Origin of the sequence: Thermococcus sp. EP1 (assembly GCF_001317345.1) — an archaeon.
GTDB lineage: Archaea > Methanobacteriota_B > Thermococci > Thermococcales > Thermococcaceae > Thermococcus_A.
On record NZ_JXCG01000008.1, the window covers coordinates 14,827 to 32,225 of the forward strand.

At 39.4% G+C, this 17,399-nt stretch carries 18 protein-coding genes and 1 pseudogene; 6 read left to right on the forward strand and 13 right to left on the reverse strand.

Features of this window, described 5'->3' with window-relative positions; all coding sequences use genetic code 11:
• Window positions 1-55: 55 nt before the first annotated feature.
• The 5 genes from EP1X_RS07330 to EP1X_RS07350 all read right to left on the reverse strand — a co-directional run bounded on the left by EP1X_RS07330 (window position 56) and on the right by EP1X_RS07350 (window position 4,241).
• Window positions 56-880 carry a hypothetical protein gene (locus tag EP1X_RS07330; protein WP_055283189.1) on the reverse strand — a complete coding sequence of 275 codons (825 nt, stop codon included), beginning with the start codon at window positions 878-880 and terminating at the stop codon, window positions 56-58.
• A gap of 1 nt (window position 881) precedes the next feature.
• Window positions 882-1,928 carry an AmmeMemoRadiSam system radical SAM enzyme gene (gene amrS / locus EP1X_RS07335; RefSeq protein WP_055283191.1) on the reverse strand — a complete coding sequence of 349 codons (1,047 nt, stop codon included), beginning with the start codon at window positions 1,926-1,928 and terminating at the stop codon, window positions 882-884.
• Between the two features lie 62 nt (window positions 1,929-1,990).
• Window positions 1,991-2,695: an ABC transporter permease gene (locus EP1X_RS07340; RefSeq protein ID WP_055283193.1), complete on the reverse strand. Its 705-nt coding sequence runs from the start codon at window positions 2,693-2,695 to the stop codon at window positions 1,991-1,993.
• Window positions 2,692-3,393 (reverse strand): ABC transporter permease, encoded by a 702-nt coding sequence (locus EP1X_RS07345; protein WP_055283195.1) that lies wholly within the window; start codon window positions 3,391-3,393, stop codon window positions 2,692-2,694. The genes EP1X_RS07340 and EP1X_RS07345 overlap by 4 nt, the downstream gene beginning before the upstream one ends.
• The gene (locus EP1X_RS07350; protein ID WP_055283197.1) at window positions 3,390-4,241 is read right to left on the reverse strand and encodes an ABC transporter ATP-binding protein; all 852 of its coding nucleotides are present in this window, start codon (window positions 4,239-4,241) and stop codon (window positions 3,390-3,392) included. The genes EP1X_RS07345 and EP1X_RS07350 overlap by 4 nt, the downstream gene beginning before the upstream one ends.
• Before the next feature lie 114 nt (window positions 4,242-4,355).
• Between EP1X_RS07350 and EP1X_RS10020 the strand changes: the two are divergent.
• A pseudogene (locus EP1X_RS10020) lies at window positions 4,356-4,478 on the forward strand (ion channel); the annotation flags it as partial.
• 27 nt (window positions 4,479-4,505) lie between these two features.
• Here the strand turns inward: EP1X_RS10020 and EP1X_RS07355 are convergent.
• Both EP1X_RS07355 and EP1X_RS07360 read right to left on the reverse strand, forming a co-directional pair.
• Entirely contained in the window at window positions 4,506-5,174 is a 669-nt protein-coding gene (locus EP1X_RS07355; RefSeq protein WP_371180448.1) for a helix-turn-helix domain-containing protein, read from the reverse strand.
• Between the two features lie 27 nt (window positions 5,175-5,201).
• Window positions 5,202-6,137, reverse strand: a complete 936-nt coding sequence (locus EP1X_RS07360) for a thiamine-phosphate kinase (RefSeq protein WP_055283201.1) — start codon at window positions 6,135-6,137, stop codon at window positions 5,202-5,204.
• A gap of 75 nt (window positions 6,138-6,212) precedes the next feature.
• Between EP1X_RS07360 and EP1X_RS07365 the strand changes: the two genes are divergently transcribed.
• Genes EP1X_RS07365 through EP1X_RS07375 form a run of 3 tightly spaced genes read left to right on the forward strand, consistent with a single transcriptional unit; the run spans window position 6,213 to window position 9,687 of the window.
• The gene (locus EP1X_RS07365; protein ID WP_172672612.1) at window positions 6,213-7,277 is read left to right on the forward strand and encodes a galactokinase; all 1,065 of its coding nucleotides are present in this window, start codon (window positions 6,213-6,215) and stop codon (window positions 7,275-7,277) included.
• Window positions 7,278-8,372, forward strand: coding sequence for a hydrolase (locus tag EP1X_RS07370; protein ID WP_055283202.1), 1,095 nt, complete (start codon window positions 7,278-7,280; stop codon window positions 8,370-8,372).
• A complete protein-coding gene (locus EP1X_RS07375; protein ID WP_055283204.1) occupies window positions 8,359-9,687 on the forward strand; it encodes an MFS transporter in 1,329 nt (442 codons plus the stop codon). Before EP1X_RS07370 ends, EP1X_RS07375 begins: the two co-directional genes overlap by 14 nt.
• Here the strand turns inward: EP1X_RS07375 and EP1X_RS07380 are convergent.
• Window positions 9,673-10,938, reverse strand: a complete 1,266-nt coding sequence (locus EP1X_RS07380) for a glycoside hydrolase family 1 protein (protein ID WP_055283206.1) — start codon at window positions 10,936-10,938, stop codon at window positions 9,673-9,675. The two genes, EP1X_RS07375 and EP1X_RS07380, sit on opposite strands and share 15 nt — an antisense overlap.
• Window positions 10,939-10,994: 56 nt before the next feature.
• On the opposite strand from EP1X_RS07380, the gene galT reads away from it, so the two are divergent.
• Together galT and EP1X_RS07390 are read left to right on the forward strand one after the other, a co-directional pair.
• A complete protein-coding gene (gene galT, locus EP1X_RS07385) occupies window positions 10,995-11,975 on the forward strand; it encodes a galactose-1-phosphate uridylyltransferase (protein WP_055283208.1) in 981 nt (326 codons plus the stop codon).
• A gap of 228 nt (window positions 11,976-12,203) precedes the next feature.
• Window positions 12,204-12,893, forward strand: coding sequence for a 2-C-methyl-D-erythritol 4-phosphate cytidylyltransferase (locus EP1X_RS07390; RefSeq protein WP_055283210.1), 690 nt, complete (start codon window positions 12,204-12,206; stop codon window positions 12,891-12,893).
• Here EP1X_RS07390 and EP1X_RS07395 read toward each other — a convergent pair.
• From EP1X_RS07395 to EP1X_RS07415, 5 genes are all read right to left on the reverse strand, one after another.
• Window positions 12,873-14,096, reverse strand: coding sequence for a CDP-glycerol glycerophosphotransferase family protein (locus tag EP1X_RS07395; RefSeq protein ID WP_055283212.1), 1,224 nt, complete (start codon window positions 14,094-14,096; stop codon window positions 12,873-12,875). The genes EP1X_RS07390 and EP1X_RS07395 overlap by 21 nt on opposite strands.
• Window positions 14,097-14,309: 213 nt before the next feature.
• Window positions 14,310-15,575 carry a TIGR00375 family protein gene (locus tag EP1X_RS07400; protein WP_055283215.1) on the reverse strand — a complete coding sequence of 422 codons (1,266 nt, stop codon included), beginning with the start codon at window positions 15,573-15,575 and terminating at the stop codon, window positions 14,310-14,312.
• Window positions 15,576-15,603: 28 nt separating this feature from the next.
• Entirely contained in the window at window positions 15,604-16,389 is a 786-nt protein-coding gene (locus tag EP1X_RS07405) for a proteasome assembly chaperone family protein (RefSeq protein ID WP_055283216.1), read from the reverse strand.
• Window positions 16,386-16,565, reverse strand: coding sequence for an RNA-protein complex protein Nop10 (locus tag EP1X_RS07410; RefSeq protein WP_055283218.1), 180 nt, complete (start codon window positions 16,563-16,565; stop codon window positions 16,386-16,388). The genes EP1X_RS07405 and EP1X_RS07410 overlap by 4 nt, the downstream gene beginning before the upstream one ends.
• Window positions 16,562-17,389, reverse strand: a complete 828-nt coding sequence (locus tag EP1X_RS07415; protein WP_055283220.1) for a translation initiation factor IF-2 subunit alpha — start codon at window positions 17,387-17,389, stop codon at window positions 16,562-16,564. Before EP1X_RS07415 ends, EP1X_RS07410 begins: the two co-directional genes overlap by 4 nt.
• Between the last annotated feature and the right edge of the window lie 10 nt (window positions 17,390-17,399).

A 17,399-nucleotide genomic window follows, 5' to 3' on the forward strand; every position in this document is an offset into this window, starting at 1 on the left:
ATTATATAAAAGAATTTATAAACATTTCTGCTTTTAAAAATAAAAGATCCAAAAATCAAGAAAGTTTGATTTTAAACGTGTCATGCTCAACAAGCTTCTTTTTGATGGGTCTATGGATGAGTTCATAAACAAAATTCGCTAAGTCTGTTAGAACATTTTGGAGTTCTGGTGCACTCACATCAATTATCTCTGGTTCCATTATAGAGATTGCAACGGGGGCAAATTTTCCTGTAAGTTGGAAAAGGGTCTCAAATGAAGAGATCAATTCTGCAGCAGCCAATATACGAAGCTTTCCATTCTTTTCCTCTTGAACTTTACTGACGATTTTGTTTATTTTAGCGCCTTCATAGTCAAATGCTTTCTTTAAAACGTCTTCAATAGCCTTCTGGTCTTCCCCAAATGCCTCAACGACAAAGCGGTAGAGAATTTCCCTGCTATCTATTATAAGATCCTCTATCTCCTCTCTGCTATAGCCGATCCTCGGTTCTGGGAGTTCATCAAGTCTAGGATAAACAGCTAGAGTGCCAAAATTCTTCATGAGCTCCCCTATGAAAAGAGAGACCTCCCCCAGAATTTTCATTAATTCTTTCCTTTCTATCTCCATTTTCGCTGGAGATATCACTTCAACAACTACAGGAGCATACTTCATTGCAGCTTTTACTATGTCCTTAAAAGAGCCCTCGAGATCTGCTTCTACCATCATTGAGTATTTTAACATGTCATCATCAGGGTTTTCTAGAATCTCCTCAGCCCTTATATTTTCAACTTTAAGAGTGTCTTCGTTTTTGAGTGATTTTACTATCTCCTCAACAGCCCTTTCCAAAGCTTTCTTATTATTGGAAAGACCTTCAATGTAAAATCTAACTTTCATCGTCTCCATATTACCACCACATTCCTCTATAATGTCGTTTTTTGTGTCCTCCAATTATTGATATTGGTTCACCACAGTATTCACATTTTCCATCTTTTATGTGATACTCTTCTATGGTAAAGCCCCACCGAACTATTAAAGGTTTTCCACATTTTGGACAATATGTATGCTCGCCTTCATGGCCCGGGACGTTGCCTGTGTATACAAATTTTAGTCCCTCCTCTCTTGCTATACGATAAGCCTTCTCAATTGTCCTTACTGGGGTTGGGGGTAAAGATAGAAGCTCATAATGAGGAAAGAAACGAGAAAAGTGGACAGGCGTGTCATCACCAAGTTCTTTAATTACCCATCTCGCAAAGCTTCTAATTTCTTCCTCTTTATCGTTAAGCGTTGGAATAATGAGGTAAGTAAGTTCTACATGAATTCCAAATTCTCTCTTTGCTATAATTGCTGTTCTCTTGCTTGGCTCAATACTTGGAACCTTTGCCACTTTTCTATAAAATTCATCACTAAATGCCTTGATATCTATGTTCATTGCATCTATATAGGGAGCTAATTCTCTAAAAGGAGCCTCATTAATGTAGCCATTTGTCACTAGAATATTGTTCAATCCTTCGTTTTTAGCCAACTTTGCCGTATCAAGAACAAACTCATACCATATCGTCGGCTCATTATAAGTATAAGCTATGCTTTCACAGTTATAGTGTTTAGCTAATCGAACTATAGCTTCAGAAGTAGCATTTTCCAAATACGGAAATCTCTCATCAGCTTGACTTATCTCCCAGTTTTGACAATGGATACAATGCATGTTGCACCCAACTGTACCTATCGAGAAAGCGCACGAACCGGGATGAAAATGATAAAGAGGTTTTTTCTCTATTGGATCCGCAGCCATGGAAGAAACTTTCCCATAATTGAGTGTATAGAGTTTCCCATTAATATTTTTTCTAATCCTACATGAGCCCCTTTGCCCTTCACTAACAATACAATTCAAAGGACACAAATGACATCTCACCCTATTTCCCTCAAGGGGTTCCCAATACATCGCTTCTCTCATAATCTCACCATAAGAAAATAGTACTCATAGTAGTTTAAGTTTTTGGTTAAAAAGAAAAAAAGTCAGAGAACCTTCCTTTTAAACAACAAAACCAACGGAAGGAGCCAAGCTAAGTGAACTGCGAGAGCCATAGGAAAGTCACTGTAGTCATTGATAGGAATTCCATCAAAGACCTTGTAAAGCCAGTAAGTTGGTAAAAAGGCAGTAAACTTGCTCCAATCTGTCGAGAGGTTTCTCCAGAGAACAACAAGCTTAATCACTGGTGGAAGCATAAGAAACCAACCAATTATTTTTGACACCGTTATCGCCTGCATCCTCGATTCTGAGAATATCGTGATGATCAGACCATAGATCCATACCTCAAGGAGGAAAAGTGCCATTAAAGTTAGAAGGCCCTTCTGAGGTATCTCTATATCAAGGATGTATGGTGCCACAGCAGCTAGAACCACTGTTATCAGTGAGGCCCAGGTAAGTCTGTAGATTAAAAAAGCTTCGCTAGATATTGGGATTACTTGTAAAGCTTGTATTGTTTTGTCTTCCTTTTCATCAGCCATCATAAAACCTGGAATCATGCCGAATATCATGGGTATGAATATCAGCCCCAAAAGAGCCAAAAGGGGGTAATAGAGCCCAATGCGATCTTTGAAGTAGCGGATAATTAGGAGTAAAATTAAAGTCATCGTTACACTATAAAGGAGCATTGGGTCTCTCCTTAACAGCTTGATGTCTGTCTTATAAATAGCTCCAAACTTTCTAATAAAACTCATCTTACTCCCTCCACAGCATACTTGTAAAACCTTATTCTAGCTATGTAGTACGCTACAACCGCCCAGATTACCAAGCCTGATGCTGACCACGTTAATGTATTTCTCGAGATCTCCTCAAAGGGTGCTTTGAAGAAGTGAAGTGCCGGATAGCTTGGTATAACGTAGAGGATTTTCCATACTTCATGGGTTAGGTAACCATGATAGTGAACGAATGGGAGAAGTGATACTATCATGACCCCAAGCATTGGCACGAAGTAGTCATCTAAATCTCGATATCTAGCAGAAATCCCTATGCCGAGGAGTGTATAGACTATGGAGACAAAGAATGTACCAATTACCACATAGGGGATCCCACTGAGGGAGCGCGTACCTATGGCCATTATCAGCACTGCTCCAACTATCGAGAGTATACTTAGTAGAAAGGTCTTGGCAAGTATGTAGCTCCTCCATTCTATTGGAGTTACCGCTAAAGCTCCGATTGCACCATCCTTCTTTTCAGCAAATATCTCGGTACCAACGAACATAAAACCAACAAGACTCGGCTCAATGATAAGGAATATAGGTACCATCGTCGGGAGATATTGCTCTGGAAAAGCCAAGAGCATCAATCCATATGCTAACGCTATCAGTATGTAAATTGGGTATACATAGCTCCTCACACCAATAATTAGGTTTGTCCTTACCAACCTTCCGATCATACAAGTCTCCTCCCTGTCACCTTGAGGAATATCTCCTCAAGTGTGGGCTCTTCGGTGTTTATCCTTCTGATCTCGTGGGTTTTGATGATGTTGAGGAACTCCTCATTCTGGCCAATGTTTTCGAGGGGGAACTCTTTCACACTAATGTCTCCACCAGCAACATATTCTACCTTAACAAGCCGCTTACCCATCTTTACTTTAAGCTCACTTGGGTTATCTACAAGCCTCACAGCACCATCGACAATGAACGCAACTCTATCACAGAGCTCATCAGCAACATACATGTTGTGAGTGGTAAGGAAAATTGTTTTCCCATTCTCTCTCATCTCCAAGAATAAATCTTTGATTTTCCTAGCACTTGCTGGATCAAGACCCTCAAGGGGTTCATCAAGGAAAAATATTTCTGGATCAGGGAGTAACGCTCTTGCAAGATCAAGCTTCTTCTTCATACCTTTGGAAAACTCCGCAACGAGCTGGTCTGCTTCCTTATCAAGTCCCACCATTTTGAGGACTTCAATAGGATCAAGATGCTTTTTGTAAAAGCTTGCGAAGAACTGAAGATTTTCAAGAGCAGTAAGACGGGAGTAAACTGCGGGAAACTCAAAGGAAACACCAATTTTATTATAGTAATCTTTGCCCCATTTTCTCAAGTCTTTGCCAAAGACTTTGATATCCCCTGTATGATCTTTAATAATCTTTACTAAAATTTTCACCGTTGTAGTTTTCCCTGCTCCGTTTGGTCCCAAAAAGCCGTAGATTTCTCCTTCTTCAACCTCAAAGCTAAGATTCTCTACACCTCTAACATCACCGTAATACTTCCTAACATTTTTAACTTCAATCACTGCCATGTTTTCACCATTTTAAAATACGCATTTGAAGTAGTTATAGTTAATCCCGCACATGTGCGGGTTGAATAGACAAAAAGGTTTTAGTATTTAATGTAATACTTCACCTTCACAACTCTCGGCTATGGTGACATGCACCCAACAGGATGGCTCAAGGCCCTAAGTGCAATAGAAGCTCTCACTGGGGCGGTCTTCATGGCGCTCATTGTTGCCGTCATTGCAAGAAAGTGGATGAGGTAGTGTTAGCCCTCCGTTTTAGAGTTTCTATCATTCACCCATAACTTCCTCAAGCACCTTCTTCTGCGCCTTCCTTAAATGTTCTTTCACTGTTGATGGACTCAGATCAAGCATCTGGGCAAGATCTCTTAAAGTTACACGCTTTGGCTCGTCAAAGTAACCGCTTTTGTAAGCTAAGAGAAGCACTTCACGCTGTCTCTTGCTTAGCTTTGAAAGAGGCGTATTTTCTGGTGTATACTCTTCAACACTCAAGACACTTCCTTTGTAAACCTCTTTAAGGGTAGAAATCACTTCACTGAGGAGAGAATCTTCACAAGTTACAACCAGAACAATTGAAAACCCGTCAAAAGTACCCTTTTCAAATATCACAAGACCTTTCTTTTGGAGCTCAAGGATCCTTTTGACATCCTCTGTTGGATAAGGGATACTCTTAATATTAATTTTAGCATAAAGCAGGTAATGGCCATTTTTTGGTATCAATCTCAGCTCTTTCACATGAGCAAGCTTTCTAAGGTTTTCAATAATTTCTTCTGGGTTTATACCTTCTTTGAACTTGACTTCTGTTATTTTAATGACTTCATCGTCAAGTATAAAGTAGGTATCCCCATAGCCCCATTCTATAGCTTCAAGAAACTCCTTGAACATAACAAACATTTCTTGATCAAGTGGAACTTTGAACTTTATTCTTTTCATAAGCATCAAAAAAGAATTTGACAAGAGATGTTATTAGGATTTCGTTAGATGCTCCCATCCTAAAATCGGCATCTTTTTGATTTTTCCATTTCTCCTTAAATAAACCCCCTCTCCCTCCTCAACCTTTCCAATCACCACGAAATCAAAGTCAAGCTTATCCAAGTGCTCCTCAGGAATCATAAAGATGAGCTCAAACTCTTCTCCAGACGCTAAGGCAATCTCAATAGGATCTAAACCTAAGGGCTCAGCAACTTCAAAGACTTCTTGCCTTATAGGGAGTTTTTCTGAATCGATTAAAATTTTAACGCCGCTCATCTTTGCTATCAGGTGCAATTCTTTACTCATACCGTCACTTATGTCTATAGCGGAATTTGCATACTTTGCCAAAATTTGGCCCTCTTTAACCCTCGCCTTTGGCTCCAAAAGCTTCTCGTAAAGCACCTTTCTTGTCCTCTCTTCTATCTCAAGGTTCTCAAAATACACTTTAAGCCCGGCCAGAGCTCTCCCGATATCCCCAGTAACGCAGACCAAGTCCCCAATTTTTGCACCGCTTCTCGTAAGTAATCTTTTAGTCTTTCCAAGAGCTATTCCATCAATTATCAGGTCACAGGCTTCATTTGTATCAGCACTTATTATTGGTGTTCTATAAAACTCAGATGCCTTAGCAATTCCCCTTGAAATCCCTTCTAAATACTCCATCTCAAAATCTCTTGGAACTCCAATGGAAAACAGAAATCCTATTGGTGTTGCACCCATGGCTGCAACATCACTAACATTCATTGTGAAGACCTTAAATCCTACCTGTTCAGGTGTCATTATATCAGGAACATCTGTAGTCCGCACTAACATGTCATTTGTGACCACTAACCATCCACTTTCCCATTTTATCGCACCAGCATCGTCTCCTAAAGGTAGATCTCCCTGAAGTTTAAGGTGTCTCATGAAGAGTTCTATTATCTCACGCTCCACATCGATCCCCCTTGATAGTACGTTCTATCCTCATTAAAAACCTTCGGAGAAAGAGATTTATAGATGAATCACCAAATCTCTAAGATAACCATGTTGAGGGTACAATCCCCAGGAAGGGTTAATCTGATAGGAGAACACACCGATTATACGCTTGGTTACGTAATGCCTATGGCAGTTAATCTTTACACTGTCCTTGAAGGAGAAAGAGACGAAAATGTGAACATTTACTCGGATTATTTTAGAGAATGGCGTTCTTTTACACTTAATGAGCTTAAAAAAGAAAATTCTTGGATAGATTATATCAAAGCAATCTACTGGGTACTACTGAAGAAAAAATACGAAATTCGAGGTATTAAAGGACGAGTTTATGGAGATTTGCCCCTTGGAGCTGGCTTAAGTTCTTCTGCAAGTTTTGAATTAGCAACACTGGCTTTTTTAAACAGAGCATACAATCTGCACCTCCCTCTGCGGGATATGGCATTAATGGCCCAAGAGGCAGAAAACAAGTTTGTTGGAGTACCATGCGGGATATTGGATCAGTTTGCAATTACTTTTGGCAAAAAGAATCATGTGATTTTTCTAGACACTGACACTTTAGAGTATGAGTACATTCCATTCCCGAAAGATGTTAGTGTTGTGGTGTTTTACACGGGTATCAAGAGAGAACTGGCCTCTTCTGCCTATGCCGAAAGAAGACAAATTGCAGAGGAAGTTTTGCGGATTTTAGGTAAGAGAACTTCCAAAGAAGTTAATGAGAGCGATCTAACACACCTCCCTTCATTCTATCGTCGCTTCTTTGGATACATCATACGAGAAAACAGGCGAGTTATACAAGTTAGACGGGCTTTGAGAAAAGGTGATATCATTGAAGTAGGTGAAATTCTCACACGAGCCCATAGGGATATTGCAAGAAACTACGCTGTAAGCTGTGAAGAGCTGGATTTCTTTGTGAATAAAGCTATTGAACTCGGAGCTTATGGTGCAAGACTGACTGGAGCGGGTTTTGGAGGATCTGCTATAGCCTTAGTTGAAGAGGAAAAAGCAAAAGAATTCGGGGAGGCTATCCTAAGAGAATACAAAAAGAAGTTCCCATGGAATGCAAAGTACTTCATCGTAAAGCCTTCCGATGGGGTGAAATAAGTGAGAGCATTGGTTTTCCATGGGAATTTACAATATGCAGAGATTCCAAAAAATGAAATTCCTACAGTTATTGAGAAAGCGTATTTTTCCGTTATCTCAAAGTTAATTAAAGCTGAAATTCCCTTTGGTCTTAATATAACTGGTTACACTCTTGAAATCCTTCCCAATGAAATAATTTCTCTAATCAAAGAAGGCATTGAAGTTGGTTTAATTGAAATCCTCGGAACCAGTTACACCCACGCAATTTTGCCCCTCCTTCCTCTTGACCGAGTTGAAGCACAGGTACAGAAAGACAAAGAAGTTAAGGAAGAAATCCTAGACACTTCTCCAAAAGGCTTCTGGCTTCCAGAGCTAGCCTATGATCCAATAATTCCCGCAATACTGAGAGACCATCAATATGAATATTTATTTGCAGACGGTGAAGCAATGTTGTTCTCAAATCATCTAAATTCTGCAATAAGACCTATAAAACCCCTTTATCCTCACCTTATACGAGCCCAACGGGGAGAGGGGTTTGTGTATCTCAATTATCTTCTTGGTCTTCAAGAGCTGAAAAGAGCAGTTAAATTAGCTTTTAGTGGTAAAGTGACTCTTGCAGCAGTTAAAGAGATCGACGCAGTTCCAGTATGGGTAGCCATAAATACCACCATAATACTTGGAATCGGAAAGTTTCCATTAATGAATCCAAAGAAAGCAGCCTCTTGGATAAAGGAAAAAGATGAAATACTTCTGTATGGCACAGACATAGAGTTTCTTGGCTATCGCGATATTTCAGGCTATAAAATGGATATTGATGCTCTCTTAATGCTCCTTGATCATCTCAATGATAGGATATGCCCGCCTTCGGAGCTTAAGCACAGTGGAAGAAGACTCTACCTAAGAACCTCAAGCTGGGCCCCAGACAAGAGTTTGGACATATGGACCAAAGATGAAGGCAATGCACGATTAAATATGCTCTCCATAGGATTAGATGGAGAATTAGCATTCTTTGCAGAGAACAGCGATGCCAGAGGGTGGGAACCTCTTGTCGAAAGAAGACTAGATGCATTTAAAGCAATTTATGAGTCCTGGAGGGGTGAGAATGAGAAATCTTAGAAGGAAGATCTCAATTGTATTGCTCGTACTGATGGCAGCTTTTTTGATGGCTGATCAGAATCTTCTGCCTCCAAATTACCAGCAAATAATGGAGGAATTTGGAATTACTGAAACACAAATGGGCCTTGTTTCAACGATTTTTGTAGCCACAAGTGCCCTGATAACAATAGTTTGGGGTTTCTTATCTGACATAGGACAGAGAAAAAAGCTCCTTGTTATTGGAGTCCTTCTCGGAGAGATTCCATGCTTTCTAACAGCCTATGTTCAAAACTACTATCAGTTACTGGCAATGCGGTTTTTAACTGGTATCGGAATAGGCTCTATAATTCCCATAGGGTACTCCTTAATAGCAGACATGTTTGAAGAAGAAAAGAGAGGAAGAGGATACGCATATATCGAAACCGCATTTGGATTCGGTACTCTCTTCGGTATGATAGTAGCAGGACTTATAGCCAGCTGGAGACCACCTTTTATAATTGCAGCCGTACCAAACTTTGTTCTAGCCCCCCTATTTTATATAATAGCAGAAGAACCCAAACGAGGAGAAGGAGAAAAAGAACTTAAGGAGGTTCTGGAAAAGGGCTATGAGTACACGTACCGACTGAATAAAGAAGTTATCAAAAAATCCCTTAAAACGAGGACTAATATCCTCATATTCATCCAGGGAATAATAGGCACTGTTCCATGGGGAGTTATAATGTACTGGCTTGTCTCGTTCTTTATAGTCACGAGAGGTATGGACAAAAGCACAGCTACCTTTGTACTCCTGCTGGTAGGAGTCTCAACCGTTATAGGGAGCCTTTTAGGAGGATTTGCAGGCGATTACTTTGAAGCACGACAAAAAGGTGGAAGGGCTGTAATTACCGGGCTTGCAATATTCTTTGGAATGATAGCTGCCATAGGCATAATTCTATATCCCCTCCCCAGCAAATTAAGCTTGATTCACTGGATTGGACTTGCAATATATTCACTCCTCTTAATCCAATTTGTCTCATATGCAGGACCAAACGTAAGGGCCATAGTGTCACAAGTTAATCTTCCCGAAGATAGAGGAACCGTGTTTGGTCTCTTTAACATCCTTGACAATGTAGGTAAAGCCACAGGTCCCTTGTTTGGTGGATTTTTAATTGAGGCCTTAAGAGAGATGGGATATTCCGATGCACTAGCTTACAAATATACACTCTTAATAGGAAGTCTCTTCTGGATTCCGTGTGCAGCAGTCTGGCTCTGGATACGGAAAAGCTATCCAGAAGATAGAGATGCTGTAAAAGAAATACTCAAGAAGAGAGCCGAAGAGCTCTCAAGGGCCTTTTAACCCATATTTTCGAATTAACTCATCGCTTATCTCTTTTTTCTGTGCTATTTCTCCATACACGTATGCACTTTCCCTCGGTTTTCGTTTAAAGGTTGTATAATCAACTTCTATCAACCCAAATCTTGGAGCAAAACCCTCTCTCCATTCGTAGTTATCCATTAGAGACCAATAAAAATATCCGTTTACATTATAACCTTCCTCGATAGCCTTGTGTACATATTGAAGATGCTGAATAATAAATTCTTTCCTCCATTCATCATCTAGTGTTGCTATGCCATTCTCGGTAATATATATCGGTCTTTCGTATCGTGAAACTTTAACTATTGCTTCATATATTCCCCTTGGATACACGCTCCATCCCATCTGAGTTTTCCTTTCACTTAGCTCAGCCAACCTTGCATCAAAAAAGAACTTGAGAGGGTTCCAGCTATACTTTACTTCACTCGCTGTGTAATAGTTGACCCCTATAAAATCAACATCGCTCTCAGGAACAGTATAAGTGCTAAGAACACCTCTAAACTTACCACTCCATATTGCATCGAGGAAATTCCAATTAAAAAGATTATCTGCCTTTTCTGCCGCTTTTTTGTCTCGTTTCATATCACTTGCTGCGAGCATTATGGGTATGTTCTTTACTATCCCAACTTTAAGCCTGCTACTAAGAATTTCATACGCCAATGCATGGGCCTTTAGAAGGTTTGCAGCCACTTTAAATGCTTTGAATGGACTCTTTACAAAAGGAGGCCAATAAGCGGTTAAGTAACCCATCATAACATAGACCATTGGTTCATTAAAAGTTGCAACAAGTTTAACACCCTTCAAAATACCAACAACTGTCTCAACGTATTGCTCCCAGTATTTTAGGTTTTCTTCTTTTGCAAATCCTCCTCTCCGCATAAACCAGAGAGGAGAAGTAAAATGATGCAATGTTACATTCGGAGTTATGCCACTCTTAAGTAGAAGCTCAATAATCTCCCGATACCTGTTTAATGCATTTTCGTTTATTTTCTCCTCCTCTGGAAAGATGCGACTCCACTCTATAGAAAACCGATAGCCATCATACCCAAGGGAATGCATCAGTATTATATCTTCTTTATAAAGTTCCCAGTGGTTGCAAGCTTTGTTGGACTTATATGGAAGTTTGTCCATCTGTTCATAATACCACCAATCGTTCCATTTGTTATTACCCTCAATCTGATGGGAAGAGGTAGCAGTCCCAAAAATGAACTCATCAAAAAATTTTATCCCCATTAACTCCACCAAAAAATTAATACTCTTCCAAATCTAATTAGTCTTACGGTGATAAGATGAGAGAACTCCGTTATAATCCCTTGCTCGGCCAGTGGATCATGGTATCTGCGGAGAGAGAAAAACGGCCCTGGAGGCCAAAAGATTTTTGTCCTTTCTGCCCAGGTGGTGAAGAGACAGGTTATGGGTGGGAAGTGCTCTCACTTCCTAATCGTTTCCCAATGCTTTCTTTCAACACCCCTAAACCCGAAAGTAAAGGGTTTTATAAAAAAGCTCGCGCTCTTGGCCAATGCAGTGTTATAGTGGAGACCCCAGAGCATAAATTGAAAGACTTGGAGGAACTCTCCATAGAGCAAATGACTAAGGTTGTGCAGCTGTGGAGGCAAATCACAGGAGAATTAAAAAACAACCCTCATATTGCATATCTATCAATTTTTCGAAATAAGGGTGAAGAAATAGGTGTGAGTTTAACCCACCCCCATGGGCAATTGTATGCTCTGCCTTTCATACCGTTGAAGGTTCGATTAAAGATTGAGAATTCCAGAAGGTACTATAATCGATTTAAGAAATGTCTATTCTGCAAGATATTAGATGAGGAGCTAAAAGGAGAACGGCTGATCTACGAAAATAATGACTTTATTCTCTTCCTACCTTTCTTTGCAAACTGGCCTTTTGAAGTACACATTTATCCAAAAAGGCACGTCCAATGGCTCACTCAACTAACCCAAGCAGAAATCCTCAACTTAGCGGATATCCTAAGAGTGACTACAGGCACCCTTAATTCTCTTTTTGAAAGGCAAATGCCATACGTGATGAGCGTGTATCAAGCTCCCTTTAAAGGAGAGTACTCCTTCTATCATCTGCACATTGAGTTTTATCCACTTCTCAGAGAAAAAGATAAACTAAAATATGCTGCTGGGATAGAAATGGGTACATGGGAGTTCACCTACGATGGAATCCCAGAAGAAAACGCCCAAAAACTTAAAGAAGTCTGTAAAAAGATCAAAAACAAAATAGGTATGAGAGGAAAATGCACTTAATTTCTTTAAAAGGCTTAAAATTTGCTCTACAGTGAAAACCTCATCCTTTAGTTTGGAAAGAGGCTAGATCTACCTTTTTATCCTCATGATACCGGTATCATCCCTAAAGACACTTCTTTTGTATCCAATGGGAGTAATCTCATTAATGATCTTGAGGACGAAATTTTCAAGGAGTAAGCAATAATTACTTATATAGTTAAGAGGTTAAAAGGCACTTGAGGAAGGAACATGGGGAAAACAGTTGGTATTCTCCTCGCGGGTGGCAAAGGAGAAAGAATCGGTAGTCCTATACCAAAACAGTTCCTATATGTCGGGAACAAGATGCTGATTGAGTATTCAATTGAAAAGCTAGAGAAAACAGAAGAAATTGATGAGATATATGTCGTTAGCGATTCTCAATACAGTAAGATAATTGAACATCTTAAGAATAGATATTCCAAACTCACAAAAATTATTAATGGGGGCAGAACAAAAAACGAATCTTTCAAAGACGGTGTCTTAGCACTAGATGAAGACGTGGAGAGAGTAATAATCCACATTGCAGACCGACCTTTTGTATCTTCGTATGTACTTAGCGAGATGATAAAACTCTTGAACAGATATGATGTGATAAGTTTCTGTTCAAAAATTCCGAGTTATGTGGTAAGGGTTAATGGAGGATTTGTATCCAAAGTCCTGAATAGACAGGAATTGAGGCTTTGTAAATCACCTGTCGCTTACAGAAGTGAAATTCTTAAAACCTTAATAAATATGGTGCCAAACTCAGAATTTTTGAATATTGAGAGTGACATAGAACTTCTCCGCAAATATCTACCAGAGGTAAAGATTTATGTCTATGAATCAACGAGTTTCAACTTCAAGATAACGTACAAAGATGACCTTCGAGTTACTTCCCTCTTACTTCTCAATGGAGCTTAGCGGCCAGAAGTACTCTATAACTCTGTCACTGGATCTATCATCTTTGTATTTAAAAAACAAATCTCTAAGCCAAAGCCGTTCCTTTTCCCATTTTTTAGGATTCTCAAAAGCTTCGTCCAAAGCTTTCAGTAATTCATCCACAGTCTTTACTTTATCTCCTGGAGTCCAAAGTTCAAAGGGCTCCAAAACAAATCCTCTTGTTTCACAATATTTTTTCTTATCTGGAATATAGAATATTACCGGCCTATTTAAAAGAAGGTAATCTCTAAATACAGAAGAATAATCTGTCACCAAAATATCTGCTGCAGGAAGAATATCATAAAGTGTCAACCCTGCTTCCATCAACTCTTGGTTGGTTATTACCCTAATGTACTCATCAGAATACTTTTTAACAAACATCTCATCATGTGGATGAGGTTTGAAAATAAAAAGTGCCTCTCTTTGTTTCAAGTATTCTCTAAATTCCTGGTCTTTTACGAGGTTAGTAAATAGCTCCTGCGTAACTCTCCTATCATAATCCCTGAAAGTCGGCAAGTAAAATACGATCCTTCTGTTTTTAATCTTTGAGCATAAGAGGCTCTCTAGCCTTTTTAGCGCCTCTCCTTTTCCTTTAAAGAGTGCATCACATCTGGGCATACCCAAAACTAAGATCTTTTCTGGATGTATGTGGAAAATTGCAGAAAACAACACCTTTGTAAACTCAGAGGTTGCAACAACATAGTCTATTTTTCTTAGAATACTTTTTAAAATAAGTTTCCCAACCCAGTTCTGGTATCGTTTGTCAAACCAAAAACCTCTTTTTCCTGGAACTGCATGCCAGATCATAACTCCAATTTGATTTTTAGCCTTCCAGTAAGGAATTCTCTGAGAAGAAAATATGTATTTTGACCTCAATAACTGCCACAGATATTCAATTGTTCCATACATAACAAACTTTGTATTTTCACGCTTTTCAAACATCCCCTTATTTTCAACAGGCCATATAAACTTATAATCCTTAAACTGTCCCAGCTCTTTCATTCGTTCATAAATGTACCTCATATTGCCAGCAAAAGGAGGGTATGAAATAAGCATTATTCTCTTAGAGTCTTTCGGGATAAGAATACTTATTATGGCTAGGAGATGAGACCCTACAAAAACAACGAAAAATTTAAACCTTTGGGGCAAGAGTTCTATCACTCTATGAAATACCTTCCATCTCATATTCTGTCATCCCGAATTTTTGATAGTTCCCCCAAAGACTCTAATATAGTCAACGTAAATCTTAAGATTTGTTTAATGCTGCAATTAACCAAGTATTTTGATTGCTAACTTTCTATTTGTTTTCAGAAGTTAAATCAATTATGCTAACCTCATTCCTAGAGTAAACATTCTATATCAAAAACCCAGAAGAAGTTTCAATGAGAGAAAATTTAATCAGTTTTTCTTTAAAAAGCTTAAGATTGAACTTTGTTTGGGCTTATAATACACGTCTTCTCCCCTAACCTCAATGTTCTCGAGATCTTCAAGTTTTGCTCTTTTAACTTCCTCAGGTAGTTTTATCTCTCCGTATTTTCCTCCTCCACCAGGAACAACAATAAGTTTCTCATTCCTGAAAGCCCAGATTGCTTTCGCTATGTCATTCCCAATAAGCTCTGCTATAGCCTCTATAGGAGCATCAACAAGAACCCTGATCTCACTTCCAAATTCTTTCAGAAGACGTTCCCATATACTCTTTACAGACTTAGTTTCAACTCCTTTGTTGAGAACCATTGCGATTATTTCAGCCAGCGGTGCAAGGTGGAGGTAAGGAGGCCTGTCTTTGGGCTTTTCATCTGTATCTGCAAGCTCAAGAATCCTATCGTGAACGCCCTTCTTTATAATCCCCCCGCAGAGTTCACATCTCCATCCCAGTCTCTTTGCATCTTCAAGTCGGTATTTGGTATAACACCTTGAACATGCGGTCAAGTGATATTTTCCGAGTCTTGGATCTAAACCAGCGTTAAGAATAATCCTTCTTCCACCCTGTTTCAAGATAGCTTTTCTAACTTCCTCAAAAGTTGCTTCCTTGATCTCAAAACGGTTAAATTCTCTTCCAAGGCGATGCGGTTGTGGAGAATGAGCATCAGAATTTGATAAATACACGAGTTTATGATGGGCTTTAATCTTATCAGCCATGTATGAATCAGCAGAAAGCCCTAATTCAAGAAAATGAATTTTTACGTTATTATATGCCTCTTTTAAGCTGTTGTACTCTTTATATAATGCAGTCCATGGGGTAAAGGCATGACTTGGGCCAATTAGAGCCCCCACCTCGTTTGCCAAGTCCGCTATTTCAGCAGCATTTATTGTTAAATGGGGCCTACCCTCACTATTAATGTCGTTAGAATAGCGCCCAAGTCTTTCTCGCATTTCTTTTACTGCTTCAATATTAGGAAAGAGAAGAAGATGATGTACCCTTTTATTATCCTCAACCTCTGCTGTAAGAAGAAACTTTATTCCCTTTATTTCATAAGTACCCTCATCAACTTTTTGAGCATATTTAAGGAGTTCCTCTTCCCATTTTGGGTTTAAAATATCTCCAGTACCAACAATCCCCAATCCTTTAAGCTTTGCATTTTCAGCTAAAATTGGAAAAGTCATAAGCTTTGAAACAGCCTTAGAATACCGTGAATGAATGTGAAGATCTGCATCAACAAACATAAAGACACCTCAAAAAGGAGAAAATAAGTCAGAGGTATCCTCTATCCTCCTCTTCGTGAGTTGGCTGTGGAACTTGTTGCTCAAACATTGCCCTCTGCATTTCCTGTACTTTCCTGAGGATTTCTTCAGTTTCCTTGGCCCTCTCATCAAGTGCACTCATGTCTAATTCTAGGTTAAGCACTTTAGCTACAACGCTTAAAACTGCCTTTGCAGCCTTTGCATCCACAATGTACCCAAGGCTCTCTCCAAGGAAACATGCTCCCTTCATTCCTCTGAGTTTTCCGATTCCTAAGAGAAGACCTGCAGCTCCAACGATTGCTCCTCCTTCGTCCTCTCTGAGAATCACTGGGAGCCCTTTGTACTTTTCCTTTGTTTCTAGATCAGTGAAGGAAGCAAGAACCTTCGGTTCTCCCTCAAGTTCAGGAACTTGATAACCGCCCATTGTGATTATTTCCCTTGTGCCGAACTGCTCAACAAAGTCAAGCATCTTCCCTACAACCTCAAAATGCCCATAACTGTCGGTTGGAGGAACCTGGGTGTCTCCAGTAATAATTATCAAGTCTCTATGCTCTTCATCTGGACTTTTCCAGTAGTAAAACTCATTTCTCATTAGATCTACCGTTGAATCTTTCTTCACTATAACCTGATGCATGAAGTGAGGAGAATAAAGTTCAGCAAACTTCTTTGCATTGAGTTCTTGAATCAGATGCTCTGCAGCGAGTTTACCAACTAATCCTATACCTGGAAGCCCTTCTATAAAGACTGGATCATATATTTCTGGTTTTTCATAGACAACTATAATACTCTCTTTCATTTTTTCACCCCTATACCAAGTACTTCCTTTTTCAGTTTCCTCCTGTACTCCCCATATGGATCTTCAGGGGAAAACTTTGGAGGATGAGCTAGCTTTGTCTTTTCACCACAAACTGGACAAGTCTCTTTTAAAGTGTACCGTCCACACTTTGGACATTTCTTAATCCTAAACCTCATGCCTCTCTCCTCTTTATCTTCCGAATCTTCTTCTCTTTTCTTATTAAAGAAGCCTCTCCACCAGCTTGTTTTATAACATTTAATATCTCAGAGGCTATTTTCTCTAGTACTCCTTCGGCTTTGTAATAGTCCGGAGCTGTGATATCTATTCTATATCTCGGAGCTCCAAGATAACTGAACTTAACCTCAATTCCTTCTTCCTCGTTTGCTCGATCTCTTGCTTTTATCAAAGCCTCCCTAATAACCTCAACTCCATTTGGTGTTGCCACTGTGATTTCAAACTCCGCATCTATCGTGACAGTAGGAATCTCAACATAATTCGTTATAATTTCTTCTAAAACAGGAAGCCATTCATCTAAAATGAGATCTTTAAGAACCTCTATACCATTCTGAGCAGCATCTTCAAAAGCGGCGTAAACCTCCCCATATTCCTCTTCCAAGGGAACCCAAACTTCTCTCCATGCAGTCTCAAAATCCTTCCCTAATTTTTCAGCCGCTATTCTTAAGAGATTCTCTGCTTTTTGGCCTCTCTTAAATTCTTGAAGTTTTGCTTTTCTCTCCTGTTGTTTGACTCTTTTGAGGCTGAGATCTATATGACCCTTACTTGGATCAACCCTTATAACTTTTGCAACAATCTTCTGCCCTTCTTTTAGATAATCCCTAATGTTCCTCACGAAAGTGGGAGCAACTTCACTTATATGCATAAACCCCTCTTTTCCTGGATACTCATCAAGCGTTAAGAATGCACCGTAGTTGTGAATACTTTTAACAGTAGCTATAACAAACTCTCCTTCCTCCGGAAATTCTCTAGCTCTCCTCGGCATTTTCATCATC

Excerpts from the sequence above, each read along its gene's own strand:
- EP1X_RS07330 (WP_055283189.1), bottom strand. The coding sequence starts at position 880 with ATGGAGACGATGAAAGTTAGATTTTACATTGAAGGTCTTTCCAATAAT.
- amrS (WP_055283191.1), bottom strand. The coding sequence starts at position 1,928 with ATGAGAGAAGCGATGTATTGGGAACCCCTTGAGGGAAATAGGGTGAGA.
- EP1X_RS07340 (WP_055283193.1), bottom strand. The coding sequence starts at position 2,695 with ATGAGTTTTATTAGAAAGTTTGGAGCTATTTATAAGACAGACATCAAG.
- EP1X_RS07345 (WP_055283195.1), bottom strand. The coding sequence starts at position 3,393 with ATGATCGGAAGGTTGGTAAGGACAAACCTAATTATTGGTGTGAGGAGC.
- EP1X_RS07350 (WP_055283197.1), bottom strand. The coding sequence starts at position 4,241 with ATGGCAGTGATTGAAGTTAAAAATGTTAGGAAGTATTACGGTGATGTT.
- EP1X_RS07355 (WP_371180448.1), bottom strand. The coding sequence starts at position 5,174 with ATGCTTATGAAAAGAATAAAGTTCAAAGTTCCACTTGATCAAGAAATG.
- EP1X_RS07375 (WP_055283204.1), top strand. The coding sequence starts at position 8,359 with ATGAGAAATCTTAGAAGGAAGATCTCAATTGTATTGCTCGTACTGATG.
- EP1X_RS07380 (WP_055283206.1), bottom strand. The coding sequence starts at position 10,938 with ATGGGGATAAAATTTTTTGATGAGTTCATTTTTGGGACTGCTACCTCT.
- galT (WP_055283208.1), top strand. The coding sequence starts at position 10,995 with ATGAGAGAACTCCGTTATAATCCCTTGCTCGGCCAGTGGATCATGGTA.
- EP1X_RS07390 (WP_055283210.1), top strand. The coding sequence starts at position 12,204 with ATGGGGAAAACAGTTGGTATTCTCCTCGCGGGTGGCAAAGGAGAAAGA.
- EP1X_RS07395 (WP_055283212.1), bottom strand. The coding sequence starts at position 14,096 with ATGAGATGGAAGGTATTTCATAGAGTGATAGAACTCTTGCCCCAAAGG.
- EP1X_RS07400 (WP_055283215.1), bottom strand. The coding sequence starts at position 15,575 with ATGTTTGTTGATGCAGATCTTCACATTCATTCACGGTATTCTAAGGCT.
- EP1X_RS07405 (WP_055283216.1), bottom strand. The coding sequence starts at position 16,389 with ATGAAAGAGAGTATTATAGTTGTCTATGAAAAACCAGAAATATATGAT.
- EP1X_RS07410 (WP_055283218.1), bottom strand. The coding sequence starts at position 16,565 with ATGAGGTTTAGGATTAAGAAATGTCCAAAGTGTGGACGGTACACTTTA.
- EP1X_RS07415 (WP_055283220.1), bottom strand. The coding sequence starts at position 17,389 with ATGCCGAGGAGAGCTAGAGAATTTCCGGAGGAAGGAGAGTTTGTTATA.